Here is an 18,605-nt window from a genome sequence, read left to right on the forward strand (position 1 = left end):
TAGGCTTAAATATCAATGGAGAAAAGGTCAGGAGCATTTTAAGACTGAATATCAGGCTCCTTTAAGCATTATTCAGCTAAGAGGTAGATTTTCATTACCGGACTTCCATTAAATTCGTGGTAGTACCTCATTTTTATTAATTTTCACCTATATTGACAGTTAAATTAATTCAATGAACCCTTTTTTATATGAAAAAATCAAAAGTAGAGAAAATCTATAAGCTTAGATCAAAATTTTCAATAATTGGACTAACAGGAAGAACTGGAGCAGGAGTAACTAAAGTCGCTGAATTTTTATCAAGTGATTTCTCAACTATTCAGAATATACAACCTTTGAAATTAGAGCCATTAATTAATAAAACTAGACGTTATAATATCTCCTATACTTATGCCAAGGAAAATTGGAAAAAATATACGGTTATAAAATATAAAAACGTAATTCTATTGCATCTCCTTAGGAGTGATTCTTCAAACATGAATGTATCATTACTTGAATTGAAATTTCCAGTAGTATGTGTAGAAGAAATATTTGATCTTATTAAGGGGTGTACTGAGTTGATTACAAGGATTAAAGAAATTTCATCTATTAATGAAACTCTAAAAGATAAAGATGAATTAAAACAACTTTCGGAAATTTTCTTCTCAAAAGAATTTAATGATTTTTCCAATCGATTTGATGAAATACTTAATGGATATAATTTATTAAATAGGATTAAATTTTTTCATAACCTTGCTAATAATCTAAGAAAATCCGGAGATTGTTTTAATCATAAAGATGAAGATGAAATTTCAATATTTACCATTGCTGAAACTATTAACAGAATTATTAAAGGCTATAAGATCTCTCATGATGAAACACATATTACAATAGATTCATTAAGGAACTCAATTGAAATAATGTTTTTTAAGGAAAGGTATTCTGCATTTTATATGATTTCAATAAATTCCGAGCATCGAAGAGAATTTCTATTAAACAAGTATCAGGATGATATTAATTTTGTAGATAGGTTGATGGTTTTTGAAAAGGATGAGTATGAAGGTGAAGAAGTAAGTAAAGGTAATTTTTATGTACAAGATGTAAGAAATTGTATCCAAAAGAGTGACATCTATTTTAATTATAACCCTCCATTTGAAGAAAGGGAAGCAGAATTACCTGTTAATGAATTAATAGATAGGTCGGATTATTATCTCGTAGGTCAAATAATAAAATACACTAGTTTGATTCTTCATCCTGGTCTGATAACTCCATCTGCCCAAGAAAGATGTATGCAGATTGCTTATGTTGCAAAAGCAAATTCTGGGTGCATATCAAGGCAGGTTGGTGCTGCAATTACGGATGTTCATTTTTCTATAAAATCTATAGGTTGGAATGATGTTCCGACAAATTCAACACCATGTTTACTTCGAAGTACAACAAATTTGGTTAATAAAAAAGATCCTGAATCATTTAGTCCATTTGAAAAAGAAGATAAGTATGGATTTAATCAAGAATTGGTTTCCTACTATAAGGATGTTGATGTTTCTGCTTTAGGTGGTCAGAATTGTAGTTTTTGTTTCAAAGATTTCTACAATACCGTTAAAGGTAAGGATAATCAAGTCCATACTAGATCCTTACATGCTGAAGAAAATGCAATGCTTCAAATCTCTAAAAATGGGGGAGTGTCATTGAAAAATGGAATATTATTTACAACAGCGAGTCCCTGTGAGCTTTGTGCTAAGAAAGCTAGGCAGCTGGAAATATGCCAGATATATTATATAGATCCATATCCAGGTATTTCAAGATGGCATATTCTTAGAGATGGTAGCTCTTTACCAGATTTAATTTTATTTTCTGGGGCAGTAGGGAGGGCCTATCATAAATTATACGATCCGGTAATGTCCTATAAAGATGAATTGGCTCTAATAACTAATAAACGACCTAAGTCAGACTTGGTATTAAGTGGTATGTAGTTATGTAATATGCTCTATATTAAAGTGATGTAAAAATAAGAGTCTTTCTTGAATGCAAATTTGGTTTTAAATACCTTTACTATAGTCAAAATTCTTATTACCCAAATGAAAACTCTCCCCATCTTTTTCTTCTTCCTTCTAATCACCTCCTTAGCTTTTTGCCAAAACACTTCGGAAACAAAAAATGCTTCTCAGGATATCATAAATCTGATCAGCTCATATTCTACTTCACGGGATACAAAAGACACGGTATTGTTGAAAAAGATTTTGACGAAGGATATTGATCAGTTGGTTTCTTCTGGAGTTTGGAGGAAAGGTATCGCTCAGGCGGTACAAGGAATGATGGAGAGTTCCACCTCAAATCCTGGTGACCGAACATTGAAAGTAGAGTCAATCCGATTTTTGAATCCTACGGTTGCGCTTGTGGATGCTCGCTACGAGATAAAGAATGAAGATGGGACTGTTCGTAAAATGTGGAGTACGTTTGCGGTAGTTTCTGAGAAAGAGCAATGGAAAATTTCTGCTATTCGAAATATGCTTCCTGCGGGAAACTGATTGTTGCCTTTGTCACTAGGAGTGACTGATTTTTACATGAATAGCCATTATGATCCTGATTTTTGGTTTAATTTCATCCTGAAATTTATTTTTAGACAAAAATTCATTGAAATAGCACCAATACCTAACCCTAATATTTATGAAGAGAAAATTATTAATCCTGCCGGCGCTGCTTTTAGCCGGGATGACTTTTGCCCAGGAAGTAGAGCTTGAGGCAATTGAGAAAATCAAAAAAGAAGGTTTAGAGAACTCTAAGGTCGAAGAGATCGCATTTCAATTGGTGGACAAAGCTGGACCGAGGTTGAGTAATTCGGAAGGCTATGAGCGTGCTACAAAATATGCGGTGAAGCAACTTTCAGATTGGGGTTTGGCGAATTCTAAAACCGAAGCTTGGGGTGAATTTGGTCGTGGCTGGGAAATGGAAAAAAGCTACATCGCGATGACCAAGCCATATTACATGCCTTTCATTGCGATCCCAAAAGCTTGGACAGAAAGCACAAAAGGAGAGGTTAGTGGTAAGGTTGTTTTCGTTGATATCAAAACTGAAGAAGATTTTGCTAAGTACAAAGGCAAATTGAAAGGTGCTATCGTCGCAATAAAACCATCCGGCACCCAAGAACCTACTTTTGAAGCGGATGCTGAGCGATATACAGCTGAGCAATTGCACGGTATGGAGCACCCAGCTCCACGTGGCTCTAGTGGTATCACTCCTGATAGAATGGCTGAATTAAGAGCGGCAAGAGCTTTGTCTCAAAAAATTAACGAATTTATTATTGCAGAAGGTCCTGCTTTGATAGTAAAAGGTGTGAATGGTCGTCACGGTACACTTTTCACAAGTAGCCCTAGAGACTATGTCAAGGGTACTCCAGTTGGGATTCCAGAATTGGAAACTGCACCGGAAAATGTGAACCTGATGGCTAGATTAAGTGAAAATGGAGTTGAAGTGGAATTGGAAGCTGAGGTTAAAACCCGCTATAGAAATGATGATTTGCAAGGTTACAATGTGATTGCAGAGATTCCTGGTTCTGATCCTATGTTGAAATCAGAAATTGTAATGCTAGGTGGTCACTTGGATTCTTGGCATGGAGCAAACGGCGCGACAGATAATGCTGCTGGCTGTATTGTGATGATGGAAGCTGTAAGGATTTTGAAGGCTACAGGCCTTCAGCCAAAGAGAACAGTACGAATCGCTCTTTGGGGTGGAGAGGAGCAAGGTCTTCACGGTTCTAGAGGGTATGTGCTAAACCATTTTGGTGATCGTGCAACAATGGAATTGAAACCTGAGCACGAAAAGATCTCAGCTTATTACAATATTGATAATGGTACTGGCAAAGTTCGTGGAATCTATCTTCAGGGAAATGCAGCCGTTGAGCCGATTTTCAACGAGTGGTTTATGCCTTTGGATGATATCGTAAATGATCGCACCATCACTATCAGTAATACTGGTGGAACAGATCATCAGAGTTTTGATGCCTTAAGCATCCCAGGTTTCCAGTTTATCCAGGATCCAATCGAATACCGTACACGTACGCATCATACGAATATGGATACATTCGAGAGATTGGAGCTTGATGACTTGAAGCAAATGGCGGTAGTCATCGCTTCTTTTGTATACAATACAGCACAAAGAGACGAGATGCTTCCTCGAAAAGAGTTGCCGAAAAAGCAATAAGTATAACCAACAATCAACCAATTTAAACCGGATACAAAGCGATTTGTATCCGGTTTTTATTTTTATAAATAGCTCGTTGTTAGTGTTTTTGAGCTTGTATTCGCCTCGGGATCTAGTTAAGTTAGATTCAAATTTGTTATCAATAACCATTAATCTAACAACATATGAATTTCAAGAAAATAGCAATGCTTTGCTTTGTGCTTTTGATGGCAGGAATGACTGCTTATGCTCAAAGTGATATTACTGGGAAATGGGCTGCTACGCTAGCAGGGCCTCAGGGTGAGATGGAGTTAATATTTAATTATAAAGTTGACAAGGGAGTTGTCACTGGAACAATCGGAAGCCAAATGGGTGAGATTGCGTTGAAAAACGGTAAGGTTGAAGGTGAGAAATTCAGCTATGACTTTGCTTTTCAGGACAGGACTTTCACACATAATGGAGAGCAAATCTCAGAGGATGAAATAGTTGTTAAGTCGGAGAGAGGGGAGATGAAGCTTACTCGTGTTAAAGAATAGTAACTCGTAAATTTTAAATGCCCTATTTTAGCAAGCTAATTGCCGGAATAGGGCATTTTTTTGACCATTAATTAATAGTTGTTTTGATTACACCAGCACATAAAGCAGTGATGAATTGGAGTGGAGGCAAAGATTCTGCACTTACTTTACATAAATTACAGCAATCTCAGGAATTTGAAATTGCCTGTTTGCTTACGAGCATCAGTCAGAAATACCAGCGGATTTCTATGCATGGAGTGAGGTCTGACTTGCTTGATTTGCAGGCAAGAAGTATAGGCATTCCGGTGGTGAAAATGGAGGTTCCTGATATGCCATCGATGGAAGTCTATGAAAATACCATGCGGGATACACTTTCCAACTTGAAGAAGGAAGGGATTACTGCCTCGATCTTTGGTGATATTTTCTTGGAAGATCTACGACAGTATCGTGAGAATAAATTAACTGAATTAGATCTGAAAGCTGTTTTTCCGCTTTGGAAACAATCCACCGATAAACTTATCCATGAGTTTTTGGATTTGGGTTTCAAGACGATCACCACTTGCGTGAATGAGAAATATCTAGATAAAAGCTTTGTAGGGCGAGTGATTGATGCGGATTTTTTAAAAGATCTTCCTGCCAATGTCGACCCTTGTGGAGAAAATGGTGAGTTTCATACGTTCGTGTATGATGGCCCGATTTTCAGCAAACCCATAGAATTTGAAAAAGGAGAAATTGTCCTAAGAAAGTATGAAGCCCCAAAAACTGAAGATGACAGCGATCAGTGTTTTTCTAAGGAAAAAGAAGATCCAGCTACCTATGGATTTTGGTTTTGTGATCTGATTCCTGCCTAGAAAAGCTATTTTTCAATATCGCCTAGCCTCACGCCTAGAGTCAGTTCCAGTGCGATATCTCTTCCGATTTTCTCTTCGATCTCCGCTCTGATTTCTTTGAAATCTTGCTCTGTCAGTGCCTCCTCAGAGAGAATGGTGACTGAAAGTTTCAGCGGCTGCATTTGAATCACTTTGACTTCCCGAAGCAAACCATGAGGGATTTCCTGTCCGCTAAGATCTTGGATGATGATGTTCTCTTCTACCATTTTGTTAAAGCTCAACCCAAGTGGCAAGGCGATAACGATCAGAATTCCAAGACTGATTAGCAAGCCTCTTTTGGCAAGGCGAAATGGCGAAAATCCAAGGAGTAGAAATGTCAATGAAGCAGCCATTACTATACCTGCCAAGTTGGTTCCTAGCAGGAGCATCGCGCCCCCAAAAACACCCCAATCCATCCAGCCAATTCCAATGCCGGCTACTGCTAATGGCGGTACCAAGGCTACAGAAATAGCCACTCCTGCCAGAGTTTTGTTGATTTCTTCCTTGGAGTATGCATAGGCGCCTGCGATTCCCGATGCCACAGCTATTCCTAGGTCTAGCAAGTTTGGACGTATTCTAGCTATTATTTGATCATTCAAAACTTTCAATGGAGTGATCAAAGAAATCAGAATTGAGAAGAATAAACCGATAATAATCCCCCAAAATATGGTGATCAAACTGTTTTTGATCAATAAGCTATCCTGACGAAGGGCGCCCATGGCCAAGGAAATAATTGGTCCCATCAAGGGAGCTAAAATCATCGCACCAATTACCACAGGAGCCGAATCCCCAAATAGACCAAAAGTAGCAATCATGGTGGACAAGGCCATCAAAACCAAATAGGTCGAACTGGTCTGTGCGTTTTTTCTCAAGAGAGAAAATAAGTCCTTAAATTCATCTGAAGTGGCGTGACGTACCCAAGGCAGGTAGGAGTGAAGCAGTTCCTCCTTTAATCTTCCAGTGGGAAGTGATCTGGCGTTGATTTCTGCTGGCCCATCTTTTTCTTCTACTTCGATTATTGATGCGCCAGGAAGCAGCTTGATCTTCTCCTCGACTAGATTAATGGTTAGCTCTTGTTCTTCACCTTCTTTTCCATCTAGTGCAAACTGTATGGTTTCAGAAGAAGATATCACAGCTTCGCTAGTAGAGATATAACCAACAAAACGTGGTAGTGTACCTCCTTTTATAGGGAAAAATAAATTCTGAAGTCCAAATTGAATCAGTGCAAACAAACTTTTGGGTGCTAAAATCAATAAGTGAATTCGGCCATCATCTAGCCCGGATTCCTGGATTACCCTTCGAAAAATCAGGTTACTTTCGCAGTGTGCAACAGCCAGAATGCCCATCGCTGCAGTTTCGATGGTTTGTTCTTCATCGCTGCTATTTTTGTATTTGATGGTGTAAGGCTTGAGTTTTACCCTTCGGAAAAGCTTCAGAAGTTGTGTGAATCTAATCTTAACACCCTCGAAGAAGTTGCTGGCAGAATTTGAATAAAGGATACTTAGCGAGGTGCCGACGACCAAGGAATTGAAGGTTACTTGCTCATTCACCTGCATTAGATCGATTTCCGGAGTTTTCTCTGCTTGCTGTATTTCCTCCCAAGCTTTCTCAAAATTTGTGTTGATGCCAAAGCCTTTTTTTCCTTGCTCCATTTCTGGGTGAGGAAGGAGTCCGATGTTGATATCGCTGTTTTTAAGCTTTTCAAAAAGTTCTTTAAGCTGAGAATCTGAGAGCGAGCAGGCTAGCCAATCATCTGAAGAATACTCACTTAAATTGAGTTCAGCTAAAGAAAGGTGGTTTTCGGGCTTTGGGTCAAGTCTTCCCAACAGTTCGTCTAGCTTTTCCTGTTCCGTTTCCGGATCATATACAAAAGTGATTTTCTTCATTTTGGGCTTTTAATACAGCAAAGGTTGACATTATATAGTCAATATGACTTGGTAGGACTTTAGAGCTGTCGGACTGAGCGAAGTCGAAGTCCTGTGTAATTAAACTTGATCTCGACTTCGCTCGAACAGACACAGAGTTGACTTATTATTTCTCTTTTGAATCCTTACAGACTACTCAGATTGCTCACTCATTTCCCTCAATCGAACTACGCAGTGATCCAAAGATCTATAATGATGATAGATTCCTTTCCAGATATTGCCTTTGCCAACAGTCTTTAAATTTGGTTGTTTATCCAACCCGCCAGAATACCAGTCTCCATTTTCATGATCGATTAAGTAAGTATCCGTGTAATTCCAAAGCTTTTCAAATTTCCCATAATAGTCATGAGGATCGCTTGGGTAAAGCTCTGCCATCAATAGCAATGCATTCATTCCCTCGGCTTGTGCCCACCAGTTTTTGGTGTCATGTGTGATTCGAAAACCATCTTGGAAATAATAGCCTTCATCATAAAATCCACCCACACTTCCATCCCAGCCATTATCCAGCGCATGATCGATCATCTTTTTGGCGATTCGGTGCGTAGTCGTATCGTTTTCCCAGCCTAAAACTTCTGATGCTTCTATCATCAGAAAACCAGTCTCAACATCATGCCCAAAAGAAACGTGATCGAGATTATGATGTGCCAAAATAACCTCTTCTGTAGAATCTACGAAAGTCACTGGGCTCCAATCTGGATAGAGAAATAGTGTCAAGTTGCCCTTTGGAGTCACGATTTTATCACGGATCAGAAGTAGCATTTCTTCCAGTCGATCCTTAACCAAGGGGTCAGGCCAAACATGGTAGAGTTCTGTAAAAGCTTCCAGAATGTGGATGGAGCTGTTTTGATCTTTATAGCCTAGGTCGGAGGTGGATGGAGTAGAAGTAGGACGGGAAATAGTAGTGCCTTCAGGATCCAAGTGCTGATAATAGCCTCCATTTATGGAATCATGTGCATGCTCGTCGAGCCAGTAAAATGCCTTTTTGGCAAATTCCAAGACTGACTTATCTCCAGAGGCGTCATAATATGCAGCAAGTGCAAAAATCCCGAAAGCATTTCCGTAGGCTGTTTTCATAGGGTCACCTGTCTGATTCCCTTGCTTGTCTACCAACCAATAAAATCCACCGTTTTCAGAATCCCACATTTTGTCTCGCAGGAATTCATAGCCATGTTTTGCTCCGGTTTTGTAATAATCGATTTCTGGATATTTGAGCGAAGCTTTTGAATTTGTCCAAACTTGACGCGATTGAGTCACGATCATTTTCTCCTGCTTTTCTCCAGGTTTGAAATCGAAAGAAAAATTGCTCAGGAAGCCGCCATCTACCGTGTCCATAGACATAGGATACCATTTGTCAAGCACTTCAGTCTTGAGATGGGTTTCCATTTGATCGGCTAGAATTTCCTTTTGACTTTCATGTTTTTCTTCAGTGGTGGAATTGCATGAAATAGCTGTTGAAAGCAATGCAAAGAAAAGCAGATGAGGAAATTTCATAGGTTGGTGTTTCGGGCAGATAGGTAGGCTTCAAAAAAACAATTTAGACAATTGTGGCTATAATCTAGGCATAGAAGTGAGAGCACAGGAAGTCACACGCCCTTTACTATACCGTCTAAATTATTTCTTCGAAAAATTGAAGATTGTTCGGACTGAAAGTTCGGTTGATTTGTCAAAATATAGGACTGTGAATTAAGCGCTGATCAGCTCATCTACTGCATTTGTGACAGCTTCTTCCAGTCCATTGTGTTGAGACAGATCTTCACCCCAGAATGACGATTCTTTTAATAAGGTATTGACGGTTTCTCGAGAAGAAGCCAATTTCCAAGCTTCTTGAAACTGCTTCATAACAGCAGGATCATCATTAACAGGTATTTTTTCTCCATTAAATTCACCTTTGTAGAATACTAAAAGCGCAGCAAAAGCAGTAATCAGGTTGGCTGGCCAAACTCCTTTTTTCTCATGATAAGCCAGTAGAGATGGGAGTACACGCACTTTGAATTTGGAAATGCAGTTCAGGGCTATCGACTTCAGTTCATGCACAATGAATGGATTTGCGAAGCGCTCCAACACATCATTTGCGAAAGCTTTCAATTCGTCTTCCTGCATATCCAGTGTAGGAATGATTTCTTCGAATATTGCTGTTCTTAAGAAACTACCGGTTTCAGGGTTTTCAACAGATTCTCTCACCGTGCGAAGTCCTTTTAAATAAGCATAAGGAACCATAGCGGTATGGCCACCATTTAGAATTCGTACTTTTTGGGTGCGGAATCTCGTCAGGTCATCCACGTATTTCACATTCAATCCGGCTATGTCTAAAGCGAACTCATTTCGGATAGAGTCCCCACCTTCTATCGCCCAAAAGTGATAAGGCTCTACCATTACAGCCAGCTTGTCCTCATAGCCCAGCTTTTCTTGGATCTTATCAATGTTATCCTTTGGGAAACCAGGGACGATGCGATCAACCAATGTATTGCAGAATGTGCATGATGAATCTATCCATTCGGAGAAAGCCATAGGCAACTTCCAAAGTGTTGCATACTTGTTTATGCAGCTTTTGAGCGCCTCGCCATTGTGCTCAATCAATTCACAGGGAAGGAAAACAAAACCCTTTGATTCGTCTCCTTTAAAAGCCTGAAAGCGATGGTAAAGTAAGGCGGTCAGCTTGCCGGGGAAGGTCTGAGAAATAGCTTCCGCATCAGTATCGTTTGGATTAAACACAATTCCTGCCTCTGTAGTATTGGAAACTATAAATCTCAAATCTGGATTTTCGCCCAATTTGAGATAGTTCTGATAGTCTTCAAAAACGTTTGTGATTCCATCGATGCAAGAGATCAGTTGGTATTCCTGTACCAATTCTCCATTTTTCAAGCCTTGCTCAATGACGTGAAACAGGTTGTCCTGATCTTTCATTGTGTCATTTCCAGACTTACTATGAACCTGCACTACGTGAATTTCACCGTTAAAAACCCCCGCTTCATTTGCTTTCTCTACCATCCAATCGGTAAATCCTCGTAAGAAGTTACCGTTTCCAAATTGAAGGATTTTAACAGGCTTTGGCTGGATGTTGAAGTCATATTTTGAAAGAGTTTTCATAGTAAGTAGGTTTCGGGAATACTGGTTAAGAGTTATTAATAGATGATTTCCGAATGATAAGTTCTGGTTTTAAAATTGTTTTCTTGGCTACTGGCGAAGACGATCCGGCATTTAATAATTCGAAAAATGACTCCGCTGTTATTTTCCCCATGGGAATACTTTTCTGATCTACTGTGGTGATAGGAGGCTCGGTGAAAGAAGTGAAAGGTTCATTTCCAAACCCTGCGATTTTCACCTGCTCGGGTACTTTGTAGCCATTTTCTTTCAGCACTTGCAAAGCTCCCATGATAGAATAGTCTGAGGAAGAAAAAACCCCATCAAAATCAATTTTGCTATCTATGATTTCCTGCATGATCCTTCTGCCATCCTCTAGTTGAAGATTACTGAAGGTAATCAGTTTCGGGTCTACTTCAATTCCATTGTCCTTGAGTGCATCTTCGTAGCCTCTTTTTCTTTCATGGTAGATGTTGATCCGAGGATTGCTCGAGAAATGTACTATTCGTTTGCATCCGTTTTTGATCAAATGATCGACCGTCTGGTATGCGCCGTAGTGGTCGTCAATAACTACCTGACTTACTTCTAGCAAATTAGTGATTCGGTCAAAAAGCACTAATGGTATCCCTTTTTCAATGATTTTTTGGAAGTGATCCACATTCTCCGTGGTTTTGGCTATAGAGGCAATGATGCCATCCACGCGGGCATTGAGCAGTGCTTCTACGGTCTGTACTTCCTTATCGAAATCGTCATAGGATTGAGAAATTATGACTTTGTAGTTGAGGCTGTTCGCTAATTCTTCAATCCCCCTGATTACAGAAGAGAAGAAGTTCCTGTTTGCAGTCGGAACAATCACTCCAATGAGTTTGCTTTTTCCACTTCGTAAAGCTGAAGCGATATGATTAGGCTGATAATTGATTTGTTTGGCAACTTTCAGAACCTTTTTTTTGGTGGCGTCTGAAATCCTGGGATTATCATTTAATGCCCGCGAAACAGTTGATGCGGTGATATTTAGCTTTAAAGCAATATCATGAATAGTTGCTCTATTTTTTTTCATTGCCTAGAGGTTAGATTGGGTTTTTGGGTTAGTCTTGCATTTAGCTATCATTTCTCACCCGCAGGCTTGCCAATAGTGGCTAATATACCTCCGTCGACATATATTATCTGGCCATTGACAAAATTACTCGCTTCGCTTGCCAGGAAAACTACTGTGCCTCCTAGATCGTCAGGATCTCCCCATCTTCCTGCAGGTGTTCTGTTCACGATAAAATCGTTGAAAGGATGACCATCCACGCGGATTGGCGCTGTCTGTTCTGTGGCAAAATAGCCAGGGCCAATTCCATTTACTTGAATGTTGTATTTAGCCCATTCCGTAGCCAGGTTACGCGTCAGCATCTTTAGTCCACCCTTTGCTGCAGCGTAAGCACTGACAGTATTTCTACCTAATTCGCTCATCATTGAGCAAATATTGATGATTTTACCCTGCTGATTTTTTACCATTGTTTTGGCTACCCGCTGTGCCACAATAAATGGGGAGACCAAATCCAGATCTACCACCTGGCGAAATTCTTCAGGATCCATTTCCAGTGCCGGAACGCGTTTGATCATCCCAGCATTGTTCACTAGAATGTCGATGTCGCCTACTTCCTTTTCTATCTTACTGATAAATTCATTGACTGCTTTAGCGTCACTCACGTCAAACAAATATCCATGAGCAGTGATGCCTTCGGAGGCATAAGATTCAAGAGCGGCAGTCATCTTCTCAGGAGTATGACCATTGACCACTAATGTTGCTCCTTGATGTGCAAGAGCTTTAGCCATTGCCATTCCCAGTCCGTGAGTAGCGCCTGTGACCAGCGCTATTTTTCCAGCTAGTTCAAAATTTGGTTTCATGTTCAGATATCTACTTTTTTATATCCATGTCGAATTCATTTTATCTCAATTCAGAAGGCTTGACGGAGTCCATGTCTCCATAATCCATGTTTTCACCAGCCATTCCCCAGATAAAAGTGTAATTGGAAGTACCGGCCCCACTGTGAATGGACCATGCAGGAGAGATGACTGCCTGATGGTTTTTTAGGAAAATATGTCGTGTTTCATCTGGTTGTCCCATAAAATGAGAGACGACATTGCCTTCTTGAAGATCGAAATAGAAATATGCCTCCATTCTGCGATCATGTGTGTGGGCAGGCATGGTATTCCAGACTGATCCAGGTTTCAATTCGGTCATTCCCATTTGAAGTTGACAGGTGTCTACTACCGAATTGACCAAAAGTTTATAAATAGTTCTATGATTAGAATTCTCCAAAGATCCAAGAGTGACCACTTCGGCATCTGCTTGAGTGATCTTGCGAGTAGGGTAAGATGTGTGAGCTGGTGCAGAGTTGAAATACAAATAAGTTTCTCCTTCTGCTGACGGATGAAACATTACTTCCTTAACTCCTTTGCCGATATAAAGCGCTTCTTTATGTCCCAAAGTGATAGATTCTCCCTCCACATCAATTTTGGTACAAGCTCCTACATTGATTATTCCGATTTCTCTTCGGTCCAGAAAGTTCTCAGCTTTCAGTTGATCAATAGTTTCCAGCCTAAGTGGTTGGTTGACTGGATGAATTCCCCCGATGATCAACCGATCTTCCATGGTATAGGTACCAGTGATCTGATTAGGGACGAAAATCTCGTTTAGTAAAAATTTATCTCTGATTTCTTCCGTCGCATAACTTTTGAAGTCTTCAGGGTGTGACGAATAGCGCGTTTCTATTTTTATACTCATAATTATCCATGTAATCGTTTGCGCAATATAGTGCTATTTTGCAAAACATATCTTCAGCTTATAATCCTGAATATGGTAGATTTACTGTGATTTAATTTGACTTAATGTCGAGATTGTTTTACAATTCATCTGAATTACAATTTTTATAAGAGAATGTTTTTTTATTTCTTATGAACTTTTTAATATGCAATCGATTGCTCATACTATTTGTATTTAGGCTCTTCAAATGTCTACCGAGTTTTTGGCGCAAATGTTTATTTAGGCTTTTTAATAAGCTGTTGTTTATTGACAAACATCCAAAATATGAAACCTATACAACTCAAAACTATTTATTCGCTCCTATTATTTTCTTTTGTTTTGCCATCTTTTGCTCAGTAAACACTGGAAAGCATGTACGAGGGAATAGAATTTGACATGCCAAAAGTGAAGGAAACAAGCTTTCCTGATTTTGAGAAAAAAATCACAGAATATGGCGGAGTTGGCGACGGAATTTTCAAAAACTCCGAGGCTTTCAAAGCTACAATCGAAGCTGTGAATGCAAAAGGTGGAGGAATGTCCATCCACATATGAGCGAAGATGTCATCATCCGGAATCTGAATGTGCGCAATCCTTGGTATTCACAGAATGGCGATGGATTGGATCTGGAGTCATGCAAAAATGTTCTGATTTACAATAATACCTTTGAAGTGGGCGATGATGCGATGTGTTTCAAATCTGGTAAGGATATGAAAAAAATTATTATTTCAATTTGGATGATGCTTGGCTTGGTTTACAAAAAGGTTGGTTCCAGAACATTAAAACTAGAAGTGTTTTCTCCCATTCAATCCAAATCACCGTGTCTAGGAATTGTAATGATTTATGGTTCGAACCTTATGTGAATATTATATTTGACTTTTTAGAGAAAGTATTTTGAAAATGACTCTGTTCCCACTTATTGAATTTATAAAACAATAAAATATGAAATTTGAACATTTTGCGCTCAATGTGAGCAATGCACCGGCAGCTTCAAAGTGGTACGAGGAGCACCTCGGGTTGAAAGTTGTTAAGAAAATGGTAGAATCTCCGTTCATGACTTTTCTGGCAGATGATAGCGGGACGGTGATGATTGAGATTTACTCAAACCCAAAGGGAGAAACATTGGATTTTGCGACCTTACATCCTCTGGCGGTACACTTAGCGCTGGTGTCAGATGATCCAAATGCCGATAGAGATCGATTGGTAGAAGCTGGAGCAAAAGTGATTTCTGATGATATTTTGCCTGATGGTTCTCATTTAGTAATGGTGAAAGACCCATGGGGACTGGCTTTGCAATTATGCAAGCGAGCTGTACCGATGATCTGATTTTGTAAATAAGGAGAGGTGTCTAAGTTATTTCAATAGTTGTTCAGTCTGTTTAGCTAAATAGTTTTTTTGCAAATCAGGCAAAAGTTGATCATTGATTTTATCTTAGAGGATATCTCGCTTTAGAACCCTGTTTTTCAATGATAGATCTTCACATTCCTTTCGAGCAAATCAGTACCACGCTGAAGGAAATATTACTTAAGTATGGATTTTCAGAAGAGCGGGCGCAGCGATGTGCTCTTCTTTTTGCAAAGGCTGACTTGGATGGCGTGCGCTCACATGGCGCAAATCGTTTCTTCCTTTTCCTAGACTTTATCAAAAAAGGCTTGGTTAATCCAGACAAGGAACCTGCCGCTTTGAGCCAACTTGCCATGTTTGAACGCTGGGATGGTCAGGAGGGAGTGGGGAATCTAAATGCAGATTTTGCCATGAATCGCGCTATTCAGCTTTCCAAAGAATTCGGAATTAGCTGTGTCACCTTGCAAAACACCAATCACTGGATGCGCGGTGGGAACTTTGGTTGGCAAGCTGTGGAGGAGGGATGCATAGGTATTTGTTTCACAAATACGATTCCCAATATGCCAGCATGGGGTGGCAGCGAACCTAAAATTGGAAATAATCCGCTTGTGATAGCGATTCCCCGAGCAAAAGGTCCAGTGGTTTTGGATATGGCTTTCACGCAGTTTGCCTACGGGAAGCTAAGTATAGCCCAAGCAAAAGGTGAGCAAATGGATTATGAGGCAGGCTTTGACGATGAAGGAAATCTGACCAAAGACCCTGGAACTGTCATCAATAACCATCTTGGATTACCGATCGGCTTGTGGAAAGGCTCAGGGCTTAGCATGGTTTTGGATTTGCTCGCAGCCGTGCTGTCTGGCGGAAATGCTTCTTTCGAAGTAGGGAAATCAGGTCATGAAAGCGCTGTTTCGCAAGTTTTCCTTTGCTTTGACCCAACCAAACTCGAACTCACAGAATGGATAGAAACTAAATCGGATGCATTAATTGAAGACCTGAAAAGCTCCTCAACTTTTGGAGAGAAATCGGTTCGCTACCCAGGAGAGAATACATTAGAAACCCGAAATAAAAATCTAAAAAATGGAGTGCCGATCTCAGAGAAGCTTTGGTCCGAACTTCAAAATGAATTGAACTCATGAGGAAATTAAAAATTGGAATCGTAGGGACTGGTGCAATCACTGGAAAGCATGCAGATGCAATCAGTGAAATTGAAAATGCTGAATTGGTGGCACTTTGCAGCAGTTCGTCCGAGAGGGCTAAGGCTGCTAAGGAGAAATTTGGCATTGATACTTATTCCGATATCTCCGCTTTTTTGACTCACCCTGAGCTCGATATTGTCTGTATTTGCACCGCAAGTGGACATCATATGGAAGCGGGCTTACTAGCAGCCAAAGCTGGTAAACACTTGTTGATAGAGAAGCCAATTGAAATAAATCTAAACAGAGCAGATCAGTTAATTGATGCCTGTGAGGAAAATGGTGTGAAGCTCGGAGTTATTTTTCAGAATCGATTTTCGGCTGATTATCTCAAACTCAAAGCGGCTGTACGAGAAGGTAAATTCGGAAAGCTTCTGATGGGTAATGCGCATGTGAACTGGTACAGAGCTCCAGAATATTACAGCGGAAGTCCCTGGAAGGGCACGCTAGAAGGCGATGGTGGCGGAGCATTCATGAATCAGGGCATTCATACGATTGATCTTTTGCTTGATATCATGGGTGATGTGCAGTCAGTTTTTGCAAAAGTAAAAACAGCGCTTCATCCTATAGAAGGGGAAGATCTAGGCGCTGCACTTGTGACTTTTGAAAATAAAGCTTTGGGGAATATTACTGCTTCTACAGCTTTATATCCAGGCTTGCCAGAGCGTTTAGAGATTTTCGGAAAAAATGGGTCAGCTGTATTGGAAGCAGGAAAGCTCATCCAATGGAGTATTCAAGGTGAACAAAGCGAGCCAATTATAGCTGATACTATTACGGGCTCAGGTGCTGCAGATCCGATGGCTATCGGCCATGCACTTCATAAAGCCCAATGGGAACATTACTTGAATGCGATCGAGAAAAATGAGCCAGTTTTGGTAGAAGGAAAAATGGCTCGAAAATCAGTCGAGCTGATCCGAGCCATTTATAGATCTTCAGAACTAGAGAAGGAAGTCGAACTTCCCTTTTTAGATCATATTTAAAGCGAAACGCCTCGTTTCCAAGGAATAAAGTCATCTTGGCCAAGAATCATCGCTTTGGATTTCTCTTCGCCGCTAGCCACTCGGATTACTTTCTCCAAGATTTCTTCGCCCATCTGCTGGATGTTTTTCTCACCTGAGATCACAAAACCTGTGTTGATATCGATGATATCAGGCATACGCTCGGATAGTTTGTGATTGGAGGAAACTTTGATCACAGGTGTCACCGGGTTTCCTGTAGGAGTGCCTAGACCAGTCGTGAAAAGAATCATATTTGCCCCCGCTCCAGCCATTGCCGTAGTGCTTTCCACATCATTTCCAGGAGTGCAAAGCAAATTCAGACCTGGGGTGTTTACATATTCTCCATAGTCAAGCACATCAGTTACCGGTGAAGTACCACCTTTTTTGGCGGCTCCAGAAGACTTCATAGCATCTGTGATGAGACCATCCTTAATATTTCCAGGGCTTGGATTCATGTCAAAACCAGATCCTGACGCTTCTGCTGCTGCGGCATATAGACGCATCAAAGAAGAGAAGCGCTCAGCTTTTTCATCCGAAACGCAGCGGTTGATCAATTCTTGCTCTACCCCGCAAAGCTCAGGGAACTCAGATAATATTGCGATTCCGCCCAAGGCAACCACCAAATCAGCAGCATAGCCTACAGCTGGATTAGCAGAAATTCCCGAGAAACCGTCCGAGCCACCACATTCTAGACCTACTACCAATTTGCTCAGAGGAGCAGGCTGACGGGTTTGTGTATTGGCTTCAGCCATGCCTACAAAGGTTTCTTTGATAGCCCTAGTAAGTAATTGCTGCTCGGTTCCTTCTACTTGCTGCTCAAGAATGATCAAAGTTTTCTTGAAATCAGGATTGATTAGGCGTAGTTTTTCTTCCATGTAGGAAGACTGAGCATTTTGACAGCCCAAGCTCAAAATGGTCGCTCCGGCTACATTCGGATTGTTGATATAGCCAGCGATAAGTGCGCAAAGTGCCTGAGAATCCGTTCTCGTGCCACCGCAGCCCACTTGGTGATTTAGGAATTTGATTCCGTCTATATTTTCAAAAAGTCTTTCTTCAGTCTTCTCTACGAGCGTTTCTACAGAAACCGTATCGAAAGAATTGCTTTGACCAGACTTATAGAGGCTAGCCATTTCTCTTACCATTTTCTTAAATGGATTTGGTTTGCCAAAACCAAGTTCTTCTATAAAGGCATCTTTGATAATGTCCACGTTCCTGTTTTCGCAGAAAACCATAGGAATTACCAACCAGTAATTTCCAGTTCCCACTTGACCATCAGGTCGGTGAAAACCCATAAAAGTTTTGCCTTTGAATTTGCTGATATCTGGAGCATCCCACTGGTAATCGCCTGTTTTTTGACCAAAATCCTCCGCTTCATGCGTTACATTTTGAGTACTAAGCACGCCGCCAGAGGGGATAGTTGAAAGAGCTTTGCCTACGATTCCTCCATACATATAGACCTGATCGCCCTTGTTTAAGTCATGGATTGCGAACTTATGCTTAGCTGGGATGTCGTCTTTTAGGATTATGGAATTTCCGGAAAAACTTATGTTTTCTCCTGATTTTAGATCTTGTAAGGCTACTAAAACATTGTCTTTTGGATGAATCTGTAATGTTTTATGGTTCATAGGGATTAATTATTAAATTATGCAACCGATTGCGCAAAGTACGGTTTTCTGTTTAGTATTGCGAAGGAGAGTTTTAGATTTAAAAATCCCCATTGAATTCGTCAATATGAGT

General features: G+C 40.3%; 16 protein-coding genes and 1 pseudogene. 10 read left to right on the plus strand and 7 right to left on the minus strand.

Going from position 1 to position 18,605, the window contains the following annotated elements:
* Positions 1-188: 188 nt before the first annotated feature.
* The 5 genes from ESV85_RS08875 (at position 189) to ESV85_RS08895 (ending at position 5,521) form a co-directional block, all read left to right on the plus strand.
* Positions 189-1,949, plus strand: coding sequence for a hypothetical protein (locus ESV85_RS08875; protein WP_146916734.1), 1,761 nt, complete (start codon positions 189-191; stop codon positions 1,947-1,949).
* 105 nt (positions 1,950-2,054) lie between these two features.
* Complete coding sequence (locus ESV85_RS08880) at positions 2,055-2,504, plus strand: DUF4440 domain-containing protein (RefSeq protein WP_146916735.1); 450 nt, start codon at positions 2,055-2,057, stop codon at positions 2,502-2,504.
* A 139-nt stretch (positions 2,505-2,643) separates the two neighbouring features.
* Positions 2,644-4,176, plus strand: a complete 1,533-nt coding sequence (locus ESV85_RS08885) for a M20/M25/M40 family metallo-hydrolase (RefSeq protein ID WP_146916737.1) — start codon at positions 2,644-2,646, stop codon at positions 4,174-4,176.
* Between the two features lie 164 nt (positions 4,177-4,340).
* The gene (locus ESV85_RS08890) at positions 4,341-4,691 is read left to right on the plus strand and encodes a hypothetical protein (RefSeq protein ID WP_146916739.1); all 351 of its coding nucleotides are present in this window, start codon (positions 4,341-4,343) and stop codon (positions 4,689-4,691) included.
* 83 nt (positions 4,692-4,774) lie between these two features.
* Positions 4,775-5,521, plus strand: a complete 747-nt coding sequence (locus ESV85_RS08895; protein ID WP_223275951.1) for a diphthine--ammonia ligase — start codon at positions 4,775-4,777, stop codon at positions 5,519-5,521.
* A gap of 5 nt (positions 5,522-5,526) precedes the next feature.
* Here ESV85_RS08895 and ESV85_RS08900 read toward each other — a convergent pair whose 3' ends face one another.
* The 6 genes from ESV85_RS08900 to kduI form a co-directional block, all read right to left on the minus strand.
* Positions 5,527-7,425, minus strand: coding sequence for a TIGR00341 family protein (locus ESV85_RS08900; protein WP_146916741.1), 1,899 nt, complete (start codon positions 7,423-7,425; stop codon positions 5,527-5,529).
* A gap of 171 nt (positions 7,426-7,596) precedes the next feature.
* Positions 7,597-8,955, minus strand: a complete 1,359-nt coding sequence (locus ESV85_RS08905) for an AGE family epimerase/isomerase (protein WP_146916743.1) — start codon at positions 8,953-8,955, stop codon at positions 7,597-7,599.
* A 192-nt stretch (positions 8,956-9,147) separates the two neighbouring features.
* Complete coding sequence (locus tag ESV85_RS08910) at positions 9,148-10,551, minus strand: tagaturonate reductase (protein WP_146916745.1); 1,404 nt, start codon at positions 10,549-10,551, stop codon at positions 9,148-9,150.
* 25 nt (positions 10,552-10,576) lie between these two features.
* Entirely contained in the window at positions 10,577-11,602 is a 1,026-nt protein-coding gene (locus ESV85_RS08915) for a LacI family DNA-binding transcriptional regulator (protein ID WP_146916747.1), read from the minus strand.
* 47 nt (positions 11,603-11,649) lie between these two features.
* On the minus strand, positions 11,650-12,438 hold the full coding sequence (locus ESV85_RS08920; RefSeq protein WP_146916749.1) for a gluconate 5-dehydrogenase: 789 nt from the start codon (positions 12,436-12,438) through the stop codon (positions 11,650-11,652).
* A 40-nt stretch (positions 12,439-12,478) separates the two neighbouring features.
* Entirely contained in the window at positions 12,479-13,318 is an 840-nt protein-coding gene (gene kduI, locus ESV85_RS08925) for a 5-dehydro-4-deoxy-D-glucuronate isomerase (RefSeq protein WP_146916751.1), read from the minus strand.
* 390 nt (positions 13,319-13,708) lie between these two features.
* Here kduI and ESV85_RS22510 point away from each other — a divergent pair, with 390 nt between their 5' ends.
* The 5 genes and pseudogenes from ESV85_RS22510 (at position 13,709) to ESV85_RS08945 (ending at position 16,850) form a co-directional block, all read left to right on the plus strand.
* Positions 13,709-13,888, plus strand: a complete 180-nt coding sequence (locus tag ESV85_RS22510; protein WP_223275952.1) for a hypothetical protein — start codon at positions 13,709-13,711, stop codon at positions 13,886-13,888.
* A pseudogene (locus ESV85_RS22750) lies at positions 13,870-14,043 on the plus strand (glycosyl hydrolase family 28 protein); the annotation flags it as partial. The gene ESV85_RS22510 and the pseudogene ESV85_RS22750, both read left to right, overlap by 19 nt.
* Positions 14,044-14,275: 232 nt before the next feature.
* Positions 14,276-14,659: a VOC family protein gene (locus ESV85_RS08935; RefSeq protein ID WP_146916753.1), complete on the plus strand. Its 384-nt coding sequence runs from the start codon at positions 14,276-14,278 to the stop codon at positions 14,657-14,659.
* Positions 14,660-14,799: 140 nt separating this feature from the next.
* A complete protein-coding gene (yiaK, locus tag ESV85_RS08940) occupies positions 14,800-15,813 on the plus strand; it encodes a 3-dehydro-L-gulonate 2-dehydrogenase (protein ID WP_146916756.1) in 1,014 nt (337 codons plus the stop codon).
* The gene (locus ESV85_RS08945; RefSeq protein ID WP_146916758.1) at positions 15,810-16,850 is read left to right on the plus strand and encodes a Gfo/Idh/MocA family protein; all 1,041 of its coding nucleotides are present in this window, start codon (positions 15,810-15,812) and stop codon (positions 16,848-16,850) included. The genes yiaK and ESV85_RS08945 overlap by 4 nt, the downstream gene beginning before the upstream one ends.
* Here ESV85_RS08945 and ESV85_RS08950 read toward each other — a convergent pair.
* Positions 16,847-18,493, minus strand: coding sequence for a UxaA family hydrolase (locus tag ESV85_RS08950; RefSeq protein ID WP_146916760.1), 1,647 nt, complete (start codon positions 18,491-18,493; stop codon positions 16,847-16,849). The genes ESV85_RS08945 and ESV85_RS08950 overlap by 4 nt on opposite strands.
* Positions 18,494-18,605 lie beyond the last annotated feature (112 nt).

The organism is Algoriphagus aquimarinus, from assembly GCF_007997215.1.
Lineage (GTDB): Bacteria > Bacteroidota > Bacteroidia > Cytophagales > Cyclobacteriaceae > Algoriphagus > Algoriphagus aquimarinus_A.

Coding starts and splice junctions, on each gene's coding strand:
- ESV85_RS08875 (WP_146916734.1), top strand. CDS start 189: ATGAAAAAATCAAAAGTAGAGAAAATCTATAAGCTTAGATCAAAATTT.
- ESV85_RS08880 (WP_146916735.1), top strand. CDS start 2,055: ATGAAAACTCTCCCCATCTTTTTCTTCTTCCTTCTAATCACCTCCTTA.
- ESV85_RS08885 (WP_146916737.1), top strand. CDS start 2,644: ATGAAGAGAAAATTATTAATCCTGCCGGCGCTGCTTTTAGCCGGGATG.
- ESV85_RS08890 (WP_146916739.1), top strand. CDS start 4,341: ATGAATTTCAAGAAAATAGCAATGCTTTGCTTTGTGCTTTTGATGGCA.
- ESV85_RS08900 (WP_146916741.1), bottom strand. CDS start 7,425: ATGAAGAAAATCACTTTTGTATATGATCCGGAAACGGAACAGGAAAAG.
- ESV85_RS08905 (WP_146916743.1), bottom strand. CDS start 8,955: ATGAAATTTCCTCATCTGCTTTTCTTTGCATTGCTTTCAACAGCTATT.
- ESV85_RS08910 (WP_146916745.1), bottom strand. CDS start 10,551: ATGAAAACTCTTTCAAAATATGACTTCAACATCCAGCCAAAGCCTGTT.
- ESV85_RS08915 (WP_146916747.1), bottom strand. CDS start 11,602: ATGAAAAAAAATAGAGCAACTATTCATGATATTGCTTTAAAGCTAAAT.
- ESV85_RS08920 (WP_146916749.1), bottom strand. CDS start 12,438: ATGAAACCAAATTTTGAACTAGCTGGAAAAATAGCGCTGGTCACAGGC.
- kduI (WP_146916751.1), bottom strand. CDS start 13,318: ATGAGTATAAAAATAGAAACGCGCTATTCGTCACACCCTGAAGACTTC.
- ESV85_RS22510 (WP_223275952.1), top strand. CDS start 13,709: ATGTACGAGGGAATAGAATTTGACATGCCAAAAGTGAAGGAAACAAGC.
- ESV85_RS08935 (WP_146916753.1), top strand. CDS start 14,276: ATGAAATTTGAACATTTTGCGCTCAATGTGAGCAATGCACCGGCAGCT.
- yiaK (WP_146916756.1), top strand. CDS start 14,800: ATGATAGATCTTCACATTCCTTTCGAGCAAATCAGTACCACGCTGAAG.
- ESV85_RS08945 (WP_146916758.1), top strand. CDS start 15,810: ATGAGGAAATTAAAAATTGGAATCGTAGGGACTGGTGCAATCACTGGA.
- ESV85_RS08950 (WP_146916760.1), bottom strand. CDS start 18,493: ATGAACCATAAAACATTACAGATTCATCCAAAAGACAATGTTTTAGTA.